The sequence below is a fragment of the Haladaptatus caseinilyticus genome (genome assembly GCF_026248685.1).
GTDB classification, from domain to species: Archaea; Halobacteriota; Halobacteria; order Halobacteriales; family Haladaptataceae; genus Haladaptatus; species Haladaptatus caseinilyticus.
This window is the reverse complement of the sequence record NZ_CP111036.1, coordinates 2,364,014-2,377,679: the sequence shown is the minus strand read 5'-3', so window position 1 is coordinate 2,377,679 and position 13,666 is coordinate 2,364,014. Positions and strand designations below refer to the sequence as shown.

General features: G+C 58.8%; 21 protein-coding genes and 2 tRNA genes. 18 read left to right on the top strand and 5 right to left on the bottom strand.

Annotated features, from left to right (window positions below):
* The first annotated feature begins 157 nt into the window (after nucleotides 1-157).
* The 18 genes from moaA (at nucleotide 158) to OOF89_RS12810 (ending at nucleotide 10,571) form a co-directional block, all read left to right on the top strand.
* Nucleotides 158-1,117, top strand: coding sequence for a GTP 3',8-cyclase MoaA (moaA, locus tag OOF89_RS12895; protein ID WP_266076803.1), 960 nt, complete (start codon nucleotides 158-160; stop codon nucleotides 1,115-1,117).
* Between the two features lie 73 nt (nucleotides 1,118-1,190).
* Nucleotides 1,191-1,973 carry a M99 family carboxypeptidase catalytic domain-containing protein gene (locus OOF89_RS12890; RefSeq protein WP_266076801.1) on the top strand — a complete coding sequence of 261 codons (783 nt, stop codon included), beginning with the start codon at nucleotides 1,191-1,193 and terminating at the stop codon, nucleotides 1,971-1,973.
* Complete coding sequence (locus OOF89_RS12885; protein WP_266076798.1) at nucleotides 1,970-2,251, top strand: hypothetical protein; 282 nt, start codon at nucleotides 1,970-1,972, stop codon at nucleotides 2,249-2,251. The genes OOF89_RS12890 and OOF89_RS12885 overlap by 4 nt, the downstream gene beginning before the upstream one ends.
* Nucleotides 2,252-2,330: 79 nt before the next feature.
* Nucleotides 2,331-2,415: transfer RNA gene (locus OOF89_RS12880), tRNA-Ser, on the top strand.
* A gap of 16 nt (nucleotides 2,416-2,431) precedes the next feature.
* Nucleotides 2,432-2,935 (top strand): 30S ribosomal protein S13, encoded by a 504-nt coding sequence (locus OOF89_RS12875; protein WP_266076795.1) that lies wholly within the window; start codon nucleotides 2,432-2,434, stop codon nucleotides 2,933-2,935.
* On the top strand, nucleotides 2,935-3,456 hold the full coding sequence (locus tag OOF89_RS12870; protein ID WP_266076792.1) for a 30S ribosomal protein S4: 522 nt from the start codon (nucleotides 2,935-2,937) through the stop codon (nucleotides 3,454-3,456). Before OOF89_RS12875 ends, OOF89_RS12870 begins: the two co-directional genes overlap by 1 nt.
* Entirely contained in the window at nucleotides 3,453-3,839 is a 387-nt protein-coding gene (locus tag OOF89_RS12865) for a 30S ribosomal protein S11 (RefSeq protein WP_266076789.1), read from the top strand. Before OOF89_RS12870 ends, OOF89_RS12865 begins: the two co-directional genes overlap by 4 nt.
* A 3-nt stretch (nucleotides 3,840-3,842) precedes the next feature.
* Nucleotides 3,843-4,589: a DNA-directed RNA polymerase subunit D gene (locus OOF89_RS12860; protein ID WP_266076786.1), complete on the top strand. Its 747-nt coding sequence runs from the start codon at nucleotides 3,843-3,845 to the stop codon at nucleotides 4,587-4,589.
* A 144-nt stretch (nucleotides 4,590-4,733) separates the two neighbouring features.
* Nucleotides 4,734-4,818, top strand: a tRNA-Leu gene (locus tag OOF89_RS12855).
* Nucleotides 4,819-4,848: 30 nt separating this feature from the next.
* A complete protein-coding gene (locus tag OOF89_RS12850; protein ID WP_266076784.1) occupies nucleotides 4,849-5,202 on the top strand; it encodes a 50S ribosomal protein L18e in 354 nt (117 codons plus the stop codon).
* Nucleotides 5,199-5,636 (top strand): 50S ribosomal protein L13, encoded by a 438-nt coding sequence (locus OOF89_RS12845; protein WP_266076782.1) that lies wholly within the window; start codon nucleotides 5,199-5,201, stop codon nucleotides 5,634-5,636. Before OOF89_RS12850 ends, OOF89_RS12845 begins: the two co-directional genes overlap by 4 nt.
* Entirely contained in the window at nucleotides 5,630-6,025 is a 396-nt protein-coding gene (locus OOF89_RS12840) for a 30S ribosomal protein S9 (protein WP_266076779.1), read from the top strand. The genes OOF89_RS12845 and OOF89_RS12840 overlap by 7 nt, the downstream gene beginning before the upstream one ends.
* Before the next feature lie 13 nt (nucleotides 6,026-6,038).
* Nucleotides 6,039-6,239 carry a DNA-directed RNA polymerase subunit N gene (locus OOF89_RS12835; RefSeq protein ID WP_266076776.1) on the top strand — a complete coding sequence of 67 codons (201 nt, stop codon included), beginning with the start codon at nucleotides 6,039-6,041 and terminating at the stop codon, nucleotides 6,237-6,239.
* On the top strand, nucleotides 6,239-6,421 hold the full coding sequence (locus OOF89_RS12830; RefSeq protein WP_266076773.1) for a DNA-directed RNA polymerase subunit K: 183 nt from the start codon (nucleotides 6,239-6,241) through the stop codon (nucleotides 6,419-6,421). Before OOF89_RS12835 ends, OOF89_RS12830 begins: the two co-directional genes overlap by 1 nt.
* Entirely contained in the window at nucleotides 6,418-7,623 is a 1,206-nt protein-coding gene (eno, locus tag OOF89_RS12825) for a phosphopyruvate hydratase (protein WP_266076770.1), read from the top strand. The genes OOF89_RS12830 and eno overlap by 4 nt, the downstream gene beginning before the upstream one ends.
* Nucleotides 7,620-8,396: a 30S ribosomal protein S2 gene (gene rpsB, locus OOF89_RS12820; RefSeq protein ID WP_266076767.1), complete on the top strand. Its 777-nt coding sequence runs from the start codon at nucleotides 7,620-7,622 to the stop codon at nucleotides 8,394-8,396. The genes eno and rpsB overlap by 4 nt, the downstream gene beginning before the upstream one ends.
* A 454-nt stretch (nucleotides 8,397-8,850) precedes the next feature.
* Entirely contained in the window at nucleotides 8,851-9,834 is a 984-nt protein-coding gene (gene mvk / locus OOF89_RS12815; RefSeq protein ID WP_266076765.1) for a mevalonate kinase, read from the top strand.
* Entirely contained in the window at nucleotides 9,831-10,571 is a 741-nt protein-coding gene (locus tag OOF89_RS12810; RefSeq protein ID WP_266076763.1) for an isopentenyl phosphate kinase, read from the top strand. The genes mvk and OOF89_RS12810 overlap by 4 nt, the downstream gene beginning before the upstream one ends.
* Nucleotides 10,572-10,612: 41 nt before the next feature.
* Here OOF89_RS12810 and OOF89_RS12805 read toward each other — a convergent pair whose 3' ends face one another.
* The 5 genes from OOF89_RS12805 to OOF89_RS12785 are packed head-to-tail and all read right to left on the bottom strand — an operon-like array spanning nucleotide 10,613 to nucleotide 13,666.
* On the bottom strand, nucleotides 10,613-10,867 hold the full coding sequence (locus tag OOF89_RS12805; protein WP_266076761.1) for a DUF7314 family protein: 255 nt from the start codon (nucleotides 10,865-10,867) through the stop codon (nucleotides 10,613-10,615).
* Complete coding sequence (locus OOF89_RS12800; RefSeq protein ID WP_266076758.1) at nucleotides 10,860-11,243, bottom strand: DUF7315 family membrane protein; 384 nt, start codon at nucleotides 11,241-11,243, stop codon at nucleotides 10,860-10,862. Before OOF89_RS12800 ends, OOF89_RS12805 begins: the two co-directional genes overlap by 8 nt.
* 16 nt (nucleotides 11,244-11,259) lie before the next feature.
* The gene (locus tag OOF89_RS12795; protein WP_266076755.1) at nucleotides 11,260-12,018 is read right to left on the bottom strand and encodes a cytochrome b family protein; all 759 of its coding nucleotides are present in this window, start codon (nucleotides 12,016-12,018) and stop codon (nucleotides 11,260-11,262) included.
* 4 nt (nucleotides 12,019-12,022) lie between these two features.
* Nucleotides 12,023-12,817, bottom strand: a complete 795-nt coding sequence (locus OOF89_RS12790) for a cytochrome b (protein WP_266076754.1) — start codon at nucleotides 12,815-12,817, stop codon at nucleotides 12,023-12,025.
* The gene (locus OOF89_RS12785) at nucleotides 12,818-13,666 is read right to left on the bottom strand and encodes a Rieske 2Fe-2S domain-containing protein (RefSeq protein ID WP_266076751.1); all 849 of its coding nucleotides are present in this window, start codon (nucleotides 13,664-13,666) and stop codon (nucleotides 12,818-12,820) included. It abuts the gene before it with no gap.

The window sequence follows — 13,666 nt, the reverse complement described above, 5'->3', positions numbered from 1 at the left end:
TATGAACTACGTGACTCGGTCGCGTTCCACTCCGGTTTCGGTTGTCGGATGAATACGACGAAACGTTTCTCGAACAGGTACGATGTAATTGAATGTGGTTACATCCGGGTTGCAGACTCCCACGAGTTTAATAATATTCGTCCGAAAGGTACGGTCGATGCTCGAGGATTCGTTCGGGCGCGAGGTCACGGGGGTACGTGTCTCTCTTACCGACCGGTGTAATTTCGACTGCGTTTATTGTCACAACGAAGGTCTCGGGGACACGCGAGGTCCGATGGACCCACAGGACGACGAAATGAGTGCAGACGACGTCGTTCGGTTTCTAGAAGTGGCTCGCGAATTCGACGTAGAGAAAGTAAAGTTCACGGGGGGAGAGCCGATGCTCCGACAGGATTTGGAGGAGATCATTCGTCGAACCCCCAACGAAATGGAAGTATCGTTGACTACGAACGGGACCTTTCTTCCCGGCCGAGCAGCGGGACTCCGAGAGGCTGGTTTGTCGCGGGTAAACGTTTCCCAGGACGCTCTCGACCCGAAAGCGTTCGCGGAAGTAACCAAGAGCGGAGCGTACGACAAGGTAATGGAAGGTGTCGAATCAGCTCTAGCTGCCGGACTCGACCCGGTAAAGCTCAACATGGTCGTCTTCGAGGCGACAGCGGGATACGTCCCAAAAATGGTCGATCACGTCGCCGAAAACAGCGGGCTCCAGCTACAACTCATCGAATACATGCCCGAATTGACCGGAAAACCGGAGTGGGCGATCGATATCGAGCGCGTTCACGGGTGGCTCGAAGAGCAAGCTGACGAGATCGAAATCCGCGAAATGCATGGACGAAAACGGTATTGGGTCAACGGTGGGATGGTCGAAATCGTCGACCCTGTCGAAAACCCGAGCTTCTGTACTAATTGTCATCGCGTACGTGTGACGCACGAAGGATACCTCAAGGGGTGTCTGAACCGCAACGACGACCTACGGCCGATGGGCGAAATGACGAAACACGAGATTCGCGAAGCATTCCGCGAAACGGTCGCAAACAGGGTCCCCTACTACGGGGAATACATGGTCCGAGATGGAGAAGGCGAGTGGGAAATAAACGACCGCTATATCGACGCTTGAACCTCCGAAACAGTGATCGCTGAAACGCGATTCGACAAAAAGCTTGATGGGGGCCCGCTACGCGACCTCCTCTATGCGACGACGGGCATTTCTCATGACAACTGGTGCACTCTCCGTCGGTCGAGCGAGCGTTTCGGTTGCCGATAGTGGGAAGGGAGTGCAGAGTGGATCCGATCCGGCGTACACGATTCGTTCCGGAACGAAGCAGGAAACGGAAGTGTTCGTCAAAAACGACGGGGACGGTCCGACAGCGCTGCTCGTCGGTGGGATGCATGGCGACGAAAAGAGTGGCTATCGCGCAGCGACGGCTATTACGAAGTGGCGAGTTTCGGGCGGGACGCTCGTTGTCTTGCCGCGAGCAAACCAGGTGGCGATTCGGTCGAACCGGCGAGAGGGGACAGACGGCGACTTGAATCGAAAATTCCCGACCGGGGAAAAACCGGAATCAGAATTGGCACGGGAAATCTGGGGCGTCGTTTCTCGCCACGATCCGGATGTAGTGCTCGATTTACACCGATCTATCGGGATTTATGGCTATCACGAATCGTCGGTCGGCCAGGTGATTTGGCCCACGAACGTGGGACGAGCGAACGAATATGCACGGCTGACAGCAGAACAGCTGAACGACACCGTGGTTCCGTGGTCGATGCCGTTTCACGAGTTTCGCCGTGGTGGTGAAATAACGGGATCGCGTCCGATGCTCGTTCACAAAGTAGCGGGCGATTTGGACCGCCCGGGATACATCTTCGAGACAACGGCGTTCCTCCTCGACCTCGGAACGAGAGTTCGGTGGACGAAGCGCGCTGCCGAAGAGTTACTTTCCCATCACGGGATCGAACGGCGGGGGAACTCATGAACGTCCGAAACGTGCTTTCGGGCCGCGCCGTATGGGGGTGGTATCTGCTGTTGGTCGTCCCACTGGTCATTGGTTCATTCGATACTCGTCTCATGACGCCGCTTGCACTGCCGGGGTATCTCGTGCTTACGCTCGGGAGCGCCTACGGAAGTCACCTCTTTCCAACGTTCGAACTGTGGGTGTTCTGGGCTCCGTTTTTCGTTGGAATGTACGTCATCTCGGTAGGGCTTGCAGTCCTGTCACATGCATTTCGAGAGGCATTCGTTGCGTTTAAATAGTAACCACCGGTAGGATGAGTTGCAGACACCTGTAGGGGCATGCGTCCCGAGTCCGGAAGGGCGAACATAATGAACGCGTGTCGAGGTAGCCTAGTCTGGCCCACGGCGCAGGGTTGCTAACTCTGTGGCGTCAAGCCTCGAGGGTTCGAATCCCTCCCTCGACGCTCCAAACTATCAACCATGAGTACGGAACAACCACAGGACGAAGACGACGACCTTCGGTACTTCGTCCGCATCGGGCAAACAGACCTCGATGGGACGAAGACCGTAGAGCGGTCGCTTTCCGATATGAACGGAATCGGTCGTCGCACGGCACGACTGCTCGCCGAAAAGGCGGGTATCGACCGAACTGCAACGTTCGGCCGACTCGACGAGGACGACATTCAGAGCGTCGTCGAGGCCGTGGAAAACTACGCCGACGAAGTTCCCGAGTGGCTCACGAACCACCGAGACGGATACTTCTCCGGCGAGACGACCCACGAAACCGGTAACGACCTGTCCATGACGCGACGGCAGGACATCAACCGGATGAAGATGATTAGCTCGTACAAAGGCCTTCGCCACAAACGTGGACAGAAAGTTCGCGGACAGCGAACCAAGTCCACGGGTCGTACCGAGGGTACGATCGGCGTGAACGTCGAGGCTATCAAGGAAGAAGCCGCCGCGGAGGGTGACGAAGAATAATGTCGCTCCCCGGTGAGAACACCAAATTCTACGAGACACCGAACCACCCGTTCCAGGGCGAGCGAATCGGTGAAGAACGCGGTCTGATGGACCGATACGGCCTGAAGAACAAGGAAGAACTCTGGCGTGCCCAGAGTGAACTCCGTAACTTCCGCCGTGAGGCCCGACGACTGCTCGGCGACATCACGGGCGACGAATCCGGAGAAGGCGAGGAGTTCCTCTCCCGTCTGAAACGAATCGGCGTCCTCGACGACGGTGACGAACTCGGCGACGTTCTGCTCCTCGAAATCACGGACGTACTGGAGCGACGTCTTCAGACCGTTGCCTACCGAAAAGGACTGGCGAACACGCCACAACAGGCACGACAGTTCATCACCCACGGCCACGTTACGGTGGACGATCGACGCGTGTCGATTCCATCGTACAAGGTCGAAATCGTCGAGGAAGGCAGTGTCGCCTTCGACGAGAACAGCCCGCTTGCAGACGAACTTCATCCAGAACGCGCGGAGGGTAACGAATGAGCGACAACGACGAAAAGTGGGGAATCGCCCACGTACACGCATCGTTCAACAACACGATCATCACCATCACGGACCTCACTGGTGCGGAGACGATTGCGAAGTCGTCCGGTGGGACGGTCGTGAAACAGAACCGTGACGAGTCCTCACCGTACGCGGCCATGCAGATGGCCGAAACGGTTGCGGACGAAGTCAAGGCTGCTGGCATCGAGGGACTCCACGTTCGTGTGCGAGGCCCCGGCGGCAACCTACAGCAGAACCCGGGTCCGGGTGCACAGGCGACGATCCGCGCACTCGCTCGTGCCGGAATCGAAATCGGTCGAATCGAAGACGTGACCCCGATTCCGCACGACGGTACCCGCGCACCGAAAGGTAGTGGATTCTAACACATGACCGAAGACTTCGACGTAGAGTTCATCGACGGCGACGAACGCAAGGCACGGTTCCTCGTTCGCAACGTTACCCCGGCGTTCGCCAACGGTATTCGCCGGGCCATGATCGCGGACGTGCCGACGCTGTCCATCGATACGCTTCGAGTCATCGAGAACTCCTCGGTGATGTTCGACGAGCAGATCGGACTGCGTCTCGGTTTGGTTCCGCTGACCACGCCACCCGGCGAGTTCGAGGAGGGCGACACCGTAACGCTCAGCCTCGACGTGTCGGGTCCGGGAACGGCGTTCTCCGGCGACCTCATCAGCTCCGACGAAATGGTGCAACCCGCCGAGGATAACGTTCCGATTATCGACCTGAAAGACGACCAGCGTCTCGAACTGGAGGCTGATGCCGTTATCGGGTCGGGCAAGGAACACGCCAAACATCAAGGTGGCGTCGCGGTCGGCTATCGCCACCTGCAACGCGTCGAAGTCGTCGGCGACCGGGACGAGTTCGGAGAGGAAGAACCCCAAATTCTCCGAGGCGTCATCGAAGACGATGGCGAACTCGTTCCGACGGAATCGTTCGACCACGACCTGACGAACCGGTTCCCCGGCAAGAAGGTCGAGGTCCAGGACGTCCCGAACGCGTTCGTCTTCGACGTCGAAAGCGACGGGTCGTTCACCGTCGAAGAGCTGGTCACGCAGGCCGTCGATTCGTTGGCGGACCGTGCGGACGAACTCGAACAGGCAATTCAACTATAACAATGACTGGCCCTTGGAACTCCCCTGACGTGTTCGCCGATTCGATGGAGAGTGTCGACTCTCGGAATCGGCCAACCGAAACTGGTTTTAAGGGCCACGGACAACAGTGTGTTGCCCACGAGGGTGCGCACGTATTCTCAGCGTGCAGGGATAGCCAAGTCTGGCCAACGGCGCAGCGTTCAGGGCGCTGTCTCGTAGGAGTCCGCAGGTTCAAATCCTGCTCCCTGCACTTCAGTTCTCAGTACTTGGAGGAAGTAGCATGAGTAAGACAAATCCGAGGCTCAGTAGTCTCATCGCCGAGCTCAAATCGGTTTCCCGCACGAAGGAAGCCGACGTGTGGAATGACGTTGCGACACGCCTCGAGAAACCACGGAGCACGCACGCGGAAGTCAACCTGGGCCGTATCGAACGGTACGCACAGGAAGATGAAACCGTCATCGTGCCCGGCAAGGTTCTCGGGAGCGGTGTCCTGCAAAAGAACGTCACTGTTGCTGCGGTCGATTTCTCTTCGACCGCGGAGACGAAGATCGAGCAGGCAGACGGCGAACCGATCAAACTCGAACAGGCAATCGAACAAAACCCCAATGGCGCTAACGTGCGAGTGATTCGATGAGTATCGCAGAATACGACGCCGATGTCATCGTTGACGCCCGCGACTGCATTCTCGGTCGTGTGGCGAGCAAGGTCGCACAGAAGGCGATGGACGGCGAGCGAGTCGCCGTCGTCAACGCCGAAGAAGCCATCATCACCGGCAGCAAGCAGGACGTACTGGACAAATACGAGACGAGGTTCAACCTCAGCTCCGACCAAGGTCCGTACTACCCAAAGCGACCGGACATGATCGCAAAGCGCTCCATCCGCGGCATGCTTCCGTATAAGAAGCCGCGCGGCCGCGAGGCCTTCGAGAACGTGCGCGTCTATGTCGGCAACCCGTACGACGAGGATGGCGAAATCCTCGACGGAACGTCGCTGGACCGACTCTCGAACATCCGCTTCGTCCAACTGGGCGAAGTCAGCGAATACCTAGGTGCTAACGTCACATGGTAACGAACACGAGCGGAAAGAAGAAAACGGCAATCGCCCGTGCCACGGTTACGGAAGGCGAGGGTCGTGTGCGAATCAACTCGAAACCAGTCGAATTGGTCGAGCCGGAAATGGCTCGACTCAAGATGCTCGAACCGTTCCGCATCGCGGACGACGAGCGCGAAGACGTGGACGTCGACGTTGACGTTTCGGGCGGTGGCATCACCGGACAGGCAGACGCAGTCCGCACTGCGATCGCGCGTGGACTCGTCCAGCATATGAACGACGCAGAACTCCGTGATGCGTTCATGGAGTTCGACCGTTCCTTGCTGGTCAACGACGTTCGCCAGTCCGAACCCAAGAAGTGGGGCGGCCCCGGTGCCCGTGCCCGCTACCAGAAGTCCTACCGTTGAGGTGGTTTAACCCATGATGATACCAGTCCGGTGTTTCACGTGCGGTAAAGTCGTCGGTGAGCACTGGCAGGAGTACAAATCGCGCGCCGAGACCCACATGGGGAACGAAGACCCCGGTAAGGTTCTCGACGACCTCGGCGTCGAACGTCACTGCTGCCGTCGAATGATCGTCTCACATAAAGACCTCGTGGACATCGTTGCCCCGTACCAGTAATGGCTCAACAACACTACTCCCGATACGAAAAAGCCCGCATCCTCGGTGCGAGAGCGCTGCAAGTGTCGTACGGCGCGCCGGTTCTCGTCGAAACCGAGGAGTCACAGCCGATTCTCATCGCGGCCGAAGAGTACGACGCCGGTGTGCTTCCGTTCACCGTTCGTCGTGAGGAGGAGCAATGACGCGCATCGAACACGTCAGACTCCGCCAAATTCTCGATTCGCGCGGGAACGCGACAGTCGAAGCTGACGTGTTAACCGAGAGTGGCGGGTTCGGCCGTGCCGCCGCTCCGAGCGGCGCAAGCACGGGCGAGTACGAAGCGATCGAACTCGACCCGAATGAGGCAATCGCCTCCGCTCGCGAACACGCGGTTCCTCGCCTCGAAGGTAACGTCTTCGTCGGCGATCAACGCGACGTTGACACCACCCTTCGAGCGGCTGATGGGACCGACAACTTCTCGGAAATCGGTGCGAACAGTGCCGTCGCAATCAGCATGGCCGCCGCGAAGGCCGCGGCTGATGTGCTTGGCATACCGCTCTACCAACATCTCGGTGGTGCGTTCCGTGGCGACACCTTTCCGGTGCCGCTCGGAAACGTCATCGGGGGTGGCGAACACGCCGCGGACGCGACTGCGATTCAGGAGTTCCTCGCGGCACCCGTCGGCGCACCGAGCGTCCAGGATGCCGTGTTCGCGAACGCCGCAGTCCACCAGGAAGCCGCGGACATCCTCGATGAGCGTGGCGTTCCCTCGGCCAAAGGTGACGAAGGTGCGTGGGCGCCGTCCATCGATGACGACGAAGCCTTCGAAGTGATGGAAGAAGCCGTTTCGACCGTCGCTAGCGACTTCGGCTTCGACGTTCGGTTCGGTCTCGATATGGCCGGTGCCGAACTGTATGAGGACGGCGAGTATCATTACCGCGACCAAACACGCTCGACCGACGAGCAGATCGATTACGTTGCGGACCTCGTGGACGAGTACGACCTCGTCTACGTCGAGGACCCACTCGACGAGGACGATTACGAAGGCTTTGCCGAACTCACCGACCGTGTCGGTGACCGAACGCTCATCTGTGGTGACGACCTGTTCGTCACGAACGTCGAGCGACTGTCGGACGGTATCGAACAGGATGCCGGAAACAGCATTCTCATCAAGCCAAACCAGATCGGAACGCTTTCCGATGCCTTCGACGCGATCGAACTCGCCGTCGAGAACGGCTACGACCCTGTCATCTCACACCGAAGCGGTGAAACCGAGGATACGACCATCGCACACCTCGCTGTCGCGACCGACGCTCCGTTCATCAAAACGGGCACGGTTGGTGGCGAGCGAACCGCCAAACTCAACGAACTCATCCGAATCGAGCAGAACGTATCACGATTATGAGCGACAACGATTCAGAACAGGTAGAAGAAGAAACGGACGGTCTCGAAGCCGCGGAAGGGGAAGTCGACGCGGAACCGACCGGCGAGTCCGGTGCGGAACCCGAGGTTGACCCCGACGAAGACGTCGGCGCACAGGCGGAAGAGACCGAAGAAGAAGAACCACAGTTCGACGAGGACGTGCTCGGCGACGAGGAAGCAGACCTCCTCATCCCTGTCGAGGACTACCTCGGTGCAGGTGTCCACATCGGTACGCAACAGAAAACCGAGGACATGGAACGATTCATCCACCGCGTTCGTACGGACGGCCTCTACGTCCTCGACGTGAGCAAGACCGACCAACGAATCCGCACGGCCGCGGATTTCCTCTCCAATTACAATCCGGAGCAGATGTTGGTCACGTCCTCGCGTCAGTACGGTCGCTTCCCGGCGGAGAAGTTCGCCGAAGCGGTTGGCGCACGCGCTCGCACGGGTCGATTCATTCCGGGGACACTGACGAACCCGAAATACGACGGCTACATCGAACCCGATGTCGTCGTCGTTACCGACCCGATCGGAGACGCACAGGCAGTCAAGGAGGCCATTACGGTTGGCATCCCCGTCATCGCCATGTGTGACTCCAACAACAACACGAGCAACGTCGATCTCGTCGTCCCGACGAACAACAAAGGTCGCAAAGCGCTGTCGGTCGTCTACTGGCTGCTTGCCAACGAAACGCTCGACCGCCGCGGTGCCGAACCTGCGTACTCGCTCGACGACTTCGAGAGCGAGATTTAATCGACGAATTTGGATTTGAGCTGTTTTCCGGAATACTTCGAATCATGGTGTAGAGCGTGTCGTATCGCCGTTCTTGTAGTCAAACCATCGTCCGACCGAATACTCGCCAGGTGATTCCAATAAAAGTACTTGATGATGCAACCAGTACAGTGACCAACGAGACGGTTTCATACACGATGATGGGTGGGGAACGGATTTTGGATTGTCAGATCTGTGAATGGGGCGTCGAAACAGTGGATGGTGAACGTGCGACGGCAAACCGGCAAGCGATATCTCATTTTTGTGAGACGGGGCATCCGATCGCGTATCGCGAACGAGACGATACTCATCATGCGGTTTTCATTCGATATTTTCTTCGGGACTGACTCACCAGTCGTGCGGTGATGGCTGATTCGGATCATCAACACGACTCCATTCGAAAAAAGTGATACCCTCCGCTTACCGAGAGTACGATATGACAGTTTCGAGCGCTCCGGGGAAAGTATACCTGTTCGGGGAGCACGCTGTGGTATACGGCGAACCCGCCGTCCCGTGTGCCATCGAGCGCCGGGCAACAGTATCGGTCGAGTCGCGCAGCGATGATCGCCTCCGTGTCGATGCGGAGGATCTGAGTCTCGATGGGTTCACTATCGAATACGGTCGCAACACCGATGAAACACCCGATGTGGACGTCTCCGAATCGCTCATTCGCGCGGCGACGGGCTATATCGATGCATCGGTCGAACAAGTCCGAGACGCGACGGGACGGCCGAGCGCCGGGTTCGACATTACCATAGAGAGCGACATCCCCCTGGGTGCCGGTCTCGGATCTTCAGCCGCGGTAACGGTCGCCGCAATCGACGCTGCGACGCGCGAACTTGACGTTTCGCTTTCGAGTGACGAACTCGCGGACAGAGCATATCGTGCGGAACTCGCGGTGCAGGACGGGGAAGCCTCACGTGCGGACACGTTCTGCTCTGCAACCGGCGGGGCGGTTCGAGTGGAGGGTGACGATTGCCGAGCTATCGAAGCACCAGAGTTGCCGATCGTCGTCGGCTTCGACGGCGGTGCTGGCGATACCGGGAAACTCGTCGCAGGCGTTCGAGCACTCCGGGACCGATACGAATTCGCCGGCGACACCGTCGAAAGCATCGGAGAGATCGTTCGACAGGGCGAACGCGCGCTGGCCGAGGGCAGCGTCGAGGAACTCGGCAAGCTGATGAATTTCAACCACGGCTTGTTGGAAGCGCTCGGCGTTTCTTCTCGCTCGTTGGACAACATGGTCTGGGCGGCCCGAGATGCTGGTGCGCTCGGTGCGAAACTGACGGGCGCTGGTGGTGGCGGGTGCATCGTCGCACTCGACCCGACGGACGAGACGGAGACGGCACTTCGATTTACGCCGGGGTGCGAAGACGCGTTCCGCGCCGAACTCGACACAGAGGGGGTACGCGAAGAATGAGTCTCACGGTGCTCAAACTCGGCGGGAGTGTCATCACGGACAAAGATCGCGCGGATACGCTCGATGGAGAAACACTTGGCCACGTCGCGGACGCACTCGGCGAAGCGAACGCGGACGACCTGGTATTGGTACACGGCGGCGGTAGTTTTGGCCACCACCACGCAAACGAGCACGGCGTCTCGACGACGACTGGAAGCCACGACATCGATGCTGTCACGGACATCCACGGCGCGATGAAAACGTTGAACGAGTTCGTCCTCTCGCGTCTCCACGATCGTGGCATTGCAGCGGTTCCCGTCCATCCGTTTTCCACCGCTGTTCGGGACGCGAACGCGTCCCTCACGCTCCCAACGGGGCACATCGAAACGATGGTCGCCGAAGGATTTGTCCCCGTCCTCCACGGAGATGTGATTGCCCACGAAAAAGAGGGTGTCACCGTCGTTAGCGGCGACGAACTCGTCGTCTCGGTGGCAAGCCACCTCGATGCCGACCGCGTCGGGTTCTGTTCGACGGTTCCTGGCGTCCTCGACGAAAACGCCGAAATCGTTCCCGAAATCACCGCCTACGAACAAGTCGCCGACGTGCTCGGCGAGAGCGAATCGACGGACGTCACCGGGGGCATGGCCGGAAAAGTTCGGTCACTGCTCGAACTGGGTGCACCGGCATCGATTTTCGGCCCGGACGACGTGTCGGCGTTTCTCGGTGGCGAAACGCCGGGAACGCGTATCGACGGCTAGCCAGCTATCGCGGATCGAGAGAAAATCCGGGTCTTTTCGACTTACGAGCGTGCCTGTCGCAGTTGGCGCATGCCAGGGATGAGGACCCAGAAGAACAGCATGGCGAGGATGGCGAACCAGAAGAACACTTCACGGAGCATGATTGCGAGGTTACCGTACATATCGAGGCCTCCCGGAATCTCACCGAGGAGTTGCGTCTCCTCGAAGCCGGGAGTCGTATACCAACCCGAAAGCACCATCCAAGCGAGACCCGCCGTCGTCGCGATTCCGAGTCCCTTTGCGAATTCGTCAGCCATTGTTTGACGGTTCGTCGGAGTCGTCTTTAGACTTTCCCATTCCCTCGGTCCGGAATCGCGTGGAGAAGGCGTACACTACGGTTCCGGACGCGATGAGGAGCAAGCCAAAAATTGCGACCGGATAATCGACCTGCGGCAGCGGTGCGGTCGCCCGGTCGGTCGCGTAGTCGAGCGCGATAAACCCGCCGACGACCGTGAAGACGGCGAACATCGTCGAGAAGACGGTCACGACTTTGTACATGCGAAGCGGGACGACCACTTCACGGGAAGCGATACCACCGGAGTCCCCTTCGGCCTTCGATTCGTCGTCGCCATCGCTCCCGTCATCGAAAACGGAGTAACTAGTCTCGGATTCGTCGTCGTCGCGTGAAGACATAGGAGAAAAAACCGAATTATTTCGGCGGCCGCAGGCGGTAGTACCGTCGATTGAGGCTGAACATGTACCCTTCACGCATGGACTTCAACACCGCGTAAGTGATGGTTCCGGCCACGATCGGCACGAGGAACGCCAAGTCGAACGTGAGGTGAGCGTCGATGGGAAGCAGGTTCTTGATCGACAGTGCGCTGATCGTGATCGCGAACCAGACGCCGAACATGCCGACTGCGCCCCAGAACGGTTCTTCGACCGGTCGTCGGGCGCTTCCCTTGTTCAGGAACGGGACGATGGCGATGATACTGACGACGACGACGTTCGCTACGACACCGTACGTTCGGTCCGCCATCAGTTTGTCGCCACCGAGGATGGCGAGTTCGGGGTTAAGGGGTCCGAGCTTCAACAGGCCGAACGACCAGTACAGATACCAGTCGGGTAGGATGATCGCCGGGGTCGAACTCGGGTCCGCCGGTGGGCCGAGGTGCGGCGGAAGCGTCGCGGCGAGGAACAGAATCATCCCGACGAAGAAGCTCGTAATCGAGAGATTACGAATCATCTCGTGGGGCCACGTCGGGAACGCCAGCACGTCACGTTCGACGTAGCTGGACTCCTGACGGAGGTCCTGGTCCTCCCTACGCGAGCGCTCGAAGTATTCGTACGTCAGCCGGGAGAGTCCCTGCGTGCGCTGCTTGCGTTCGAGCCACGTGGGGGTCTCGTCGTCCGGCGGGACGATGCCGGTACCACTTCCGTCGGTTCGGGGTTCGTTTTCGTCGGTCATTGTATCAGTGTGGTTCAGCGATGCCCTGCATCCAGACGATGCCGATGTGCACCGCGATGAGTGTGGTCACGACGAACGGCAGCAAGAACACGTGTAGGATGTACATCCGCTGCAGTGTCGCCTGGCTCAAACTGAAGCCGCCGAACAGGAGCTGTGCCACCCACTCGCCGATGAGCGGGACGGAGAGGCTCATTTCGACACCGATCTGTCCGGCCCAGAACGCCAGCTGGTCCCACGGGAGCAGGTACCCTGTGTATCCGAACACCATCGTCAAACTGATGAGGATGATGCCGAGAATCCAGTTGACCTCGCGGGGTTCCTTGTACGCGCCCGTGAAGTAGACACGGAGCATGTGGAGAAACACCGCGGCCACCATCACCTGTGCCGACCAGCGATGGATGCTTCGGAGCATGAACCCGAAGTTGAGGTCCGTCATGATGTATGTCAGCTGGGTGTACGCGGCCGTCGTTTCTCCTGCCGTCGACGGTGCGTAGTAGAACCCGAGTAACGCGCCACTGATGGCGGCTACCACGTACGCGATGGTCGAGAAACTTCCGAGTGCGTACAGCGGGTACCAGTACCAGAACTTGTTATCCAGCCCGTACTGTTCGGTGTGGCTTTTCGGCATCTGGAGGTTGACGCGGTAGTACAACGTCTCCAGTAGTTCGAGATAGTCCACGATGCGGAACCGCTTGTCCATCCAGATGAGCGTCGTGAGGAACGTGCTCTCGATGGGCGTCAGGTCCTTCTCGCGGAGCCACTCGCCGTGGTCGTGGTCGTCTTTGCGTTCGATACTCATTTAGTCGTCCTCCGGTCGTGGCAACGCCACGAACGATTTTTTGACGATGCTGAAAGGGTCGTACACCGACTGGTGGCACGGACAGTAGATTTTGTCCTGTGCACCGAACTTTGCCGCGCCAGCGATGCCTTTGAACGAAGGTACACAGCAGAAGTGCGTACATTTGTTCAGGTTGGCGATAAAGCCTTTTTCGGTGCTCTCTTTGAGCCACTTGCTCTCGCCCGATATTTCTTCGATCTTCGGGCTTCGGATGAGTTGGACGGTCATCGTCTGGCTCGGCGGAACGTCCTGCGAGCGCCAGGTCACCGTTGCGGGCTTTCCGAGCCCAGACTTTCCGATGCCGTTACCCCATGTCTTGTAGTCGGTGAAGTCGTCGATGTGGACTTTGTCACCGGCTTTGACTTCGCTCGCCTGCCAATCGTATCCCGCACCCTCCTTGTATCGGAAGTAGTTGTCCATGTCGGCATCGGGTTTGACGCCCTTGTAGGTCTGGACACCGCAGTACTGGAACCAGTTGGCCGAGTACGTAATGCCGCCGATTTTCGCCTCGGCGACCGTCACTTCACGGCCCTGTACTTTCTCCGTCGATGGCTTCGGGAAAAAGCCTTTGAGATACCCTTCTCCGTCGATTTCGACGGGTATCTGGGGCATCGCCCGCGGTGCGGGCCCGGCAATGTTTTCGACACCCATGAACTGAGTGATACCGCCACCTTCACCGGCCGAAGCCGTCGCGGATTTCAGCGATGCGGCTCCAGCGGTTCCGACGCCGGCAAGCGTCGCGCTTCCGACGACGCCCTTGACGAAGCGGCGGCGACCTGTGCTCTCTGGATATTTGTCATCTCCTGCCAT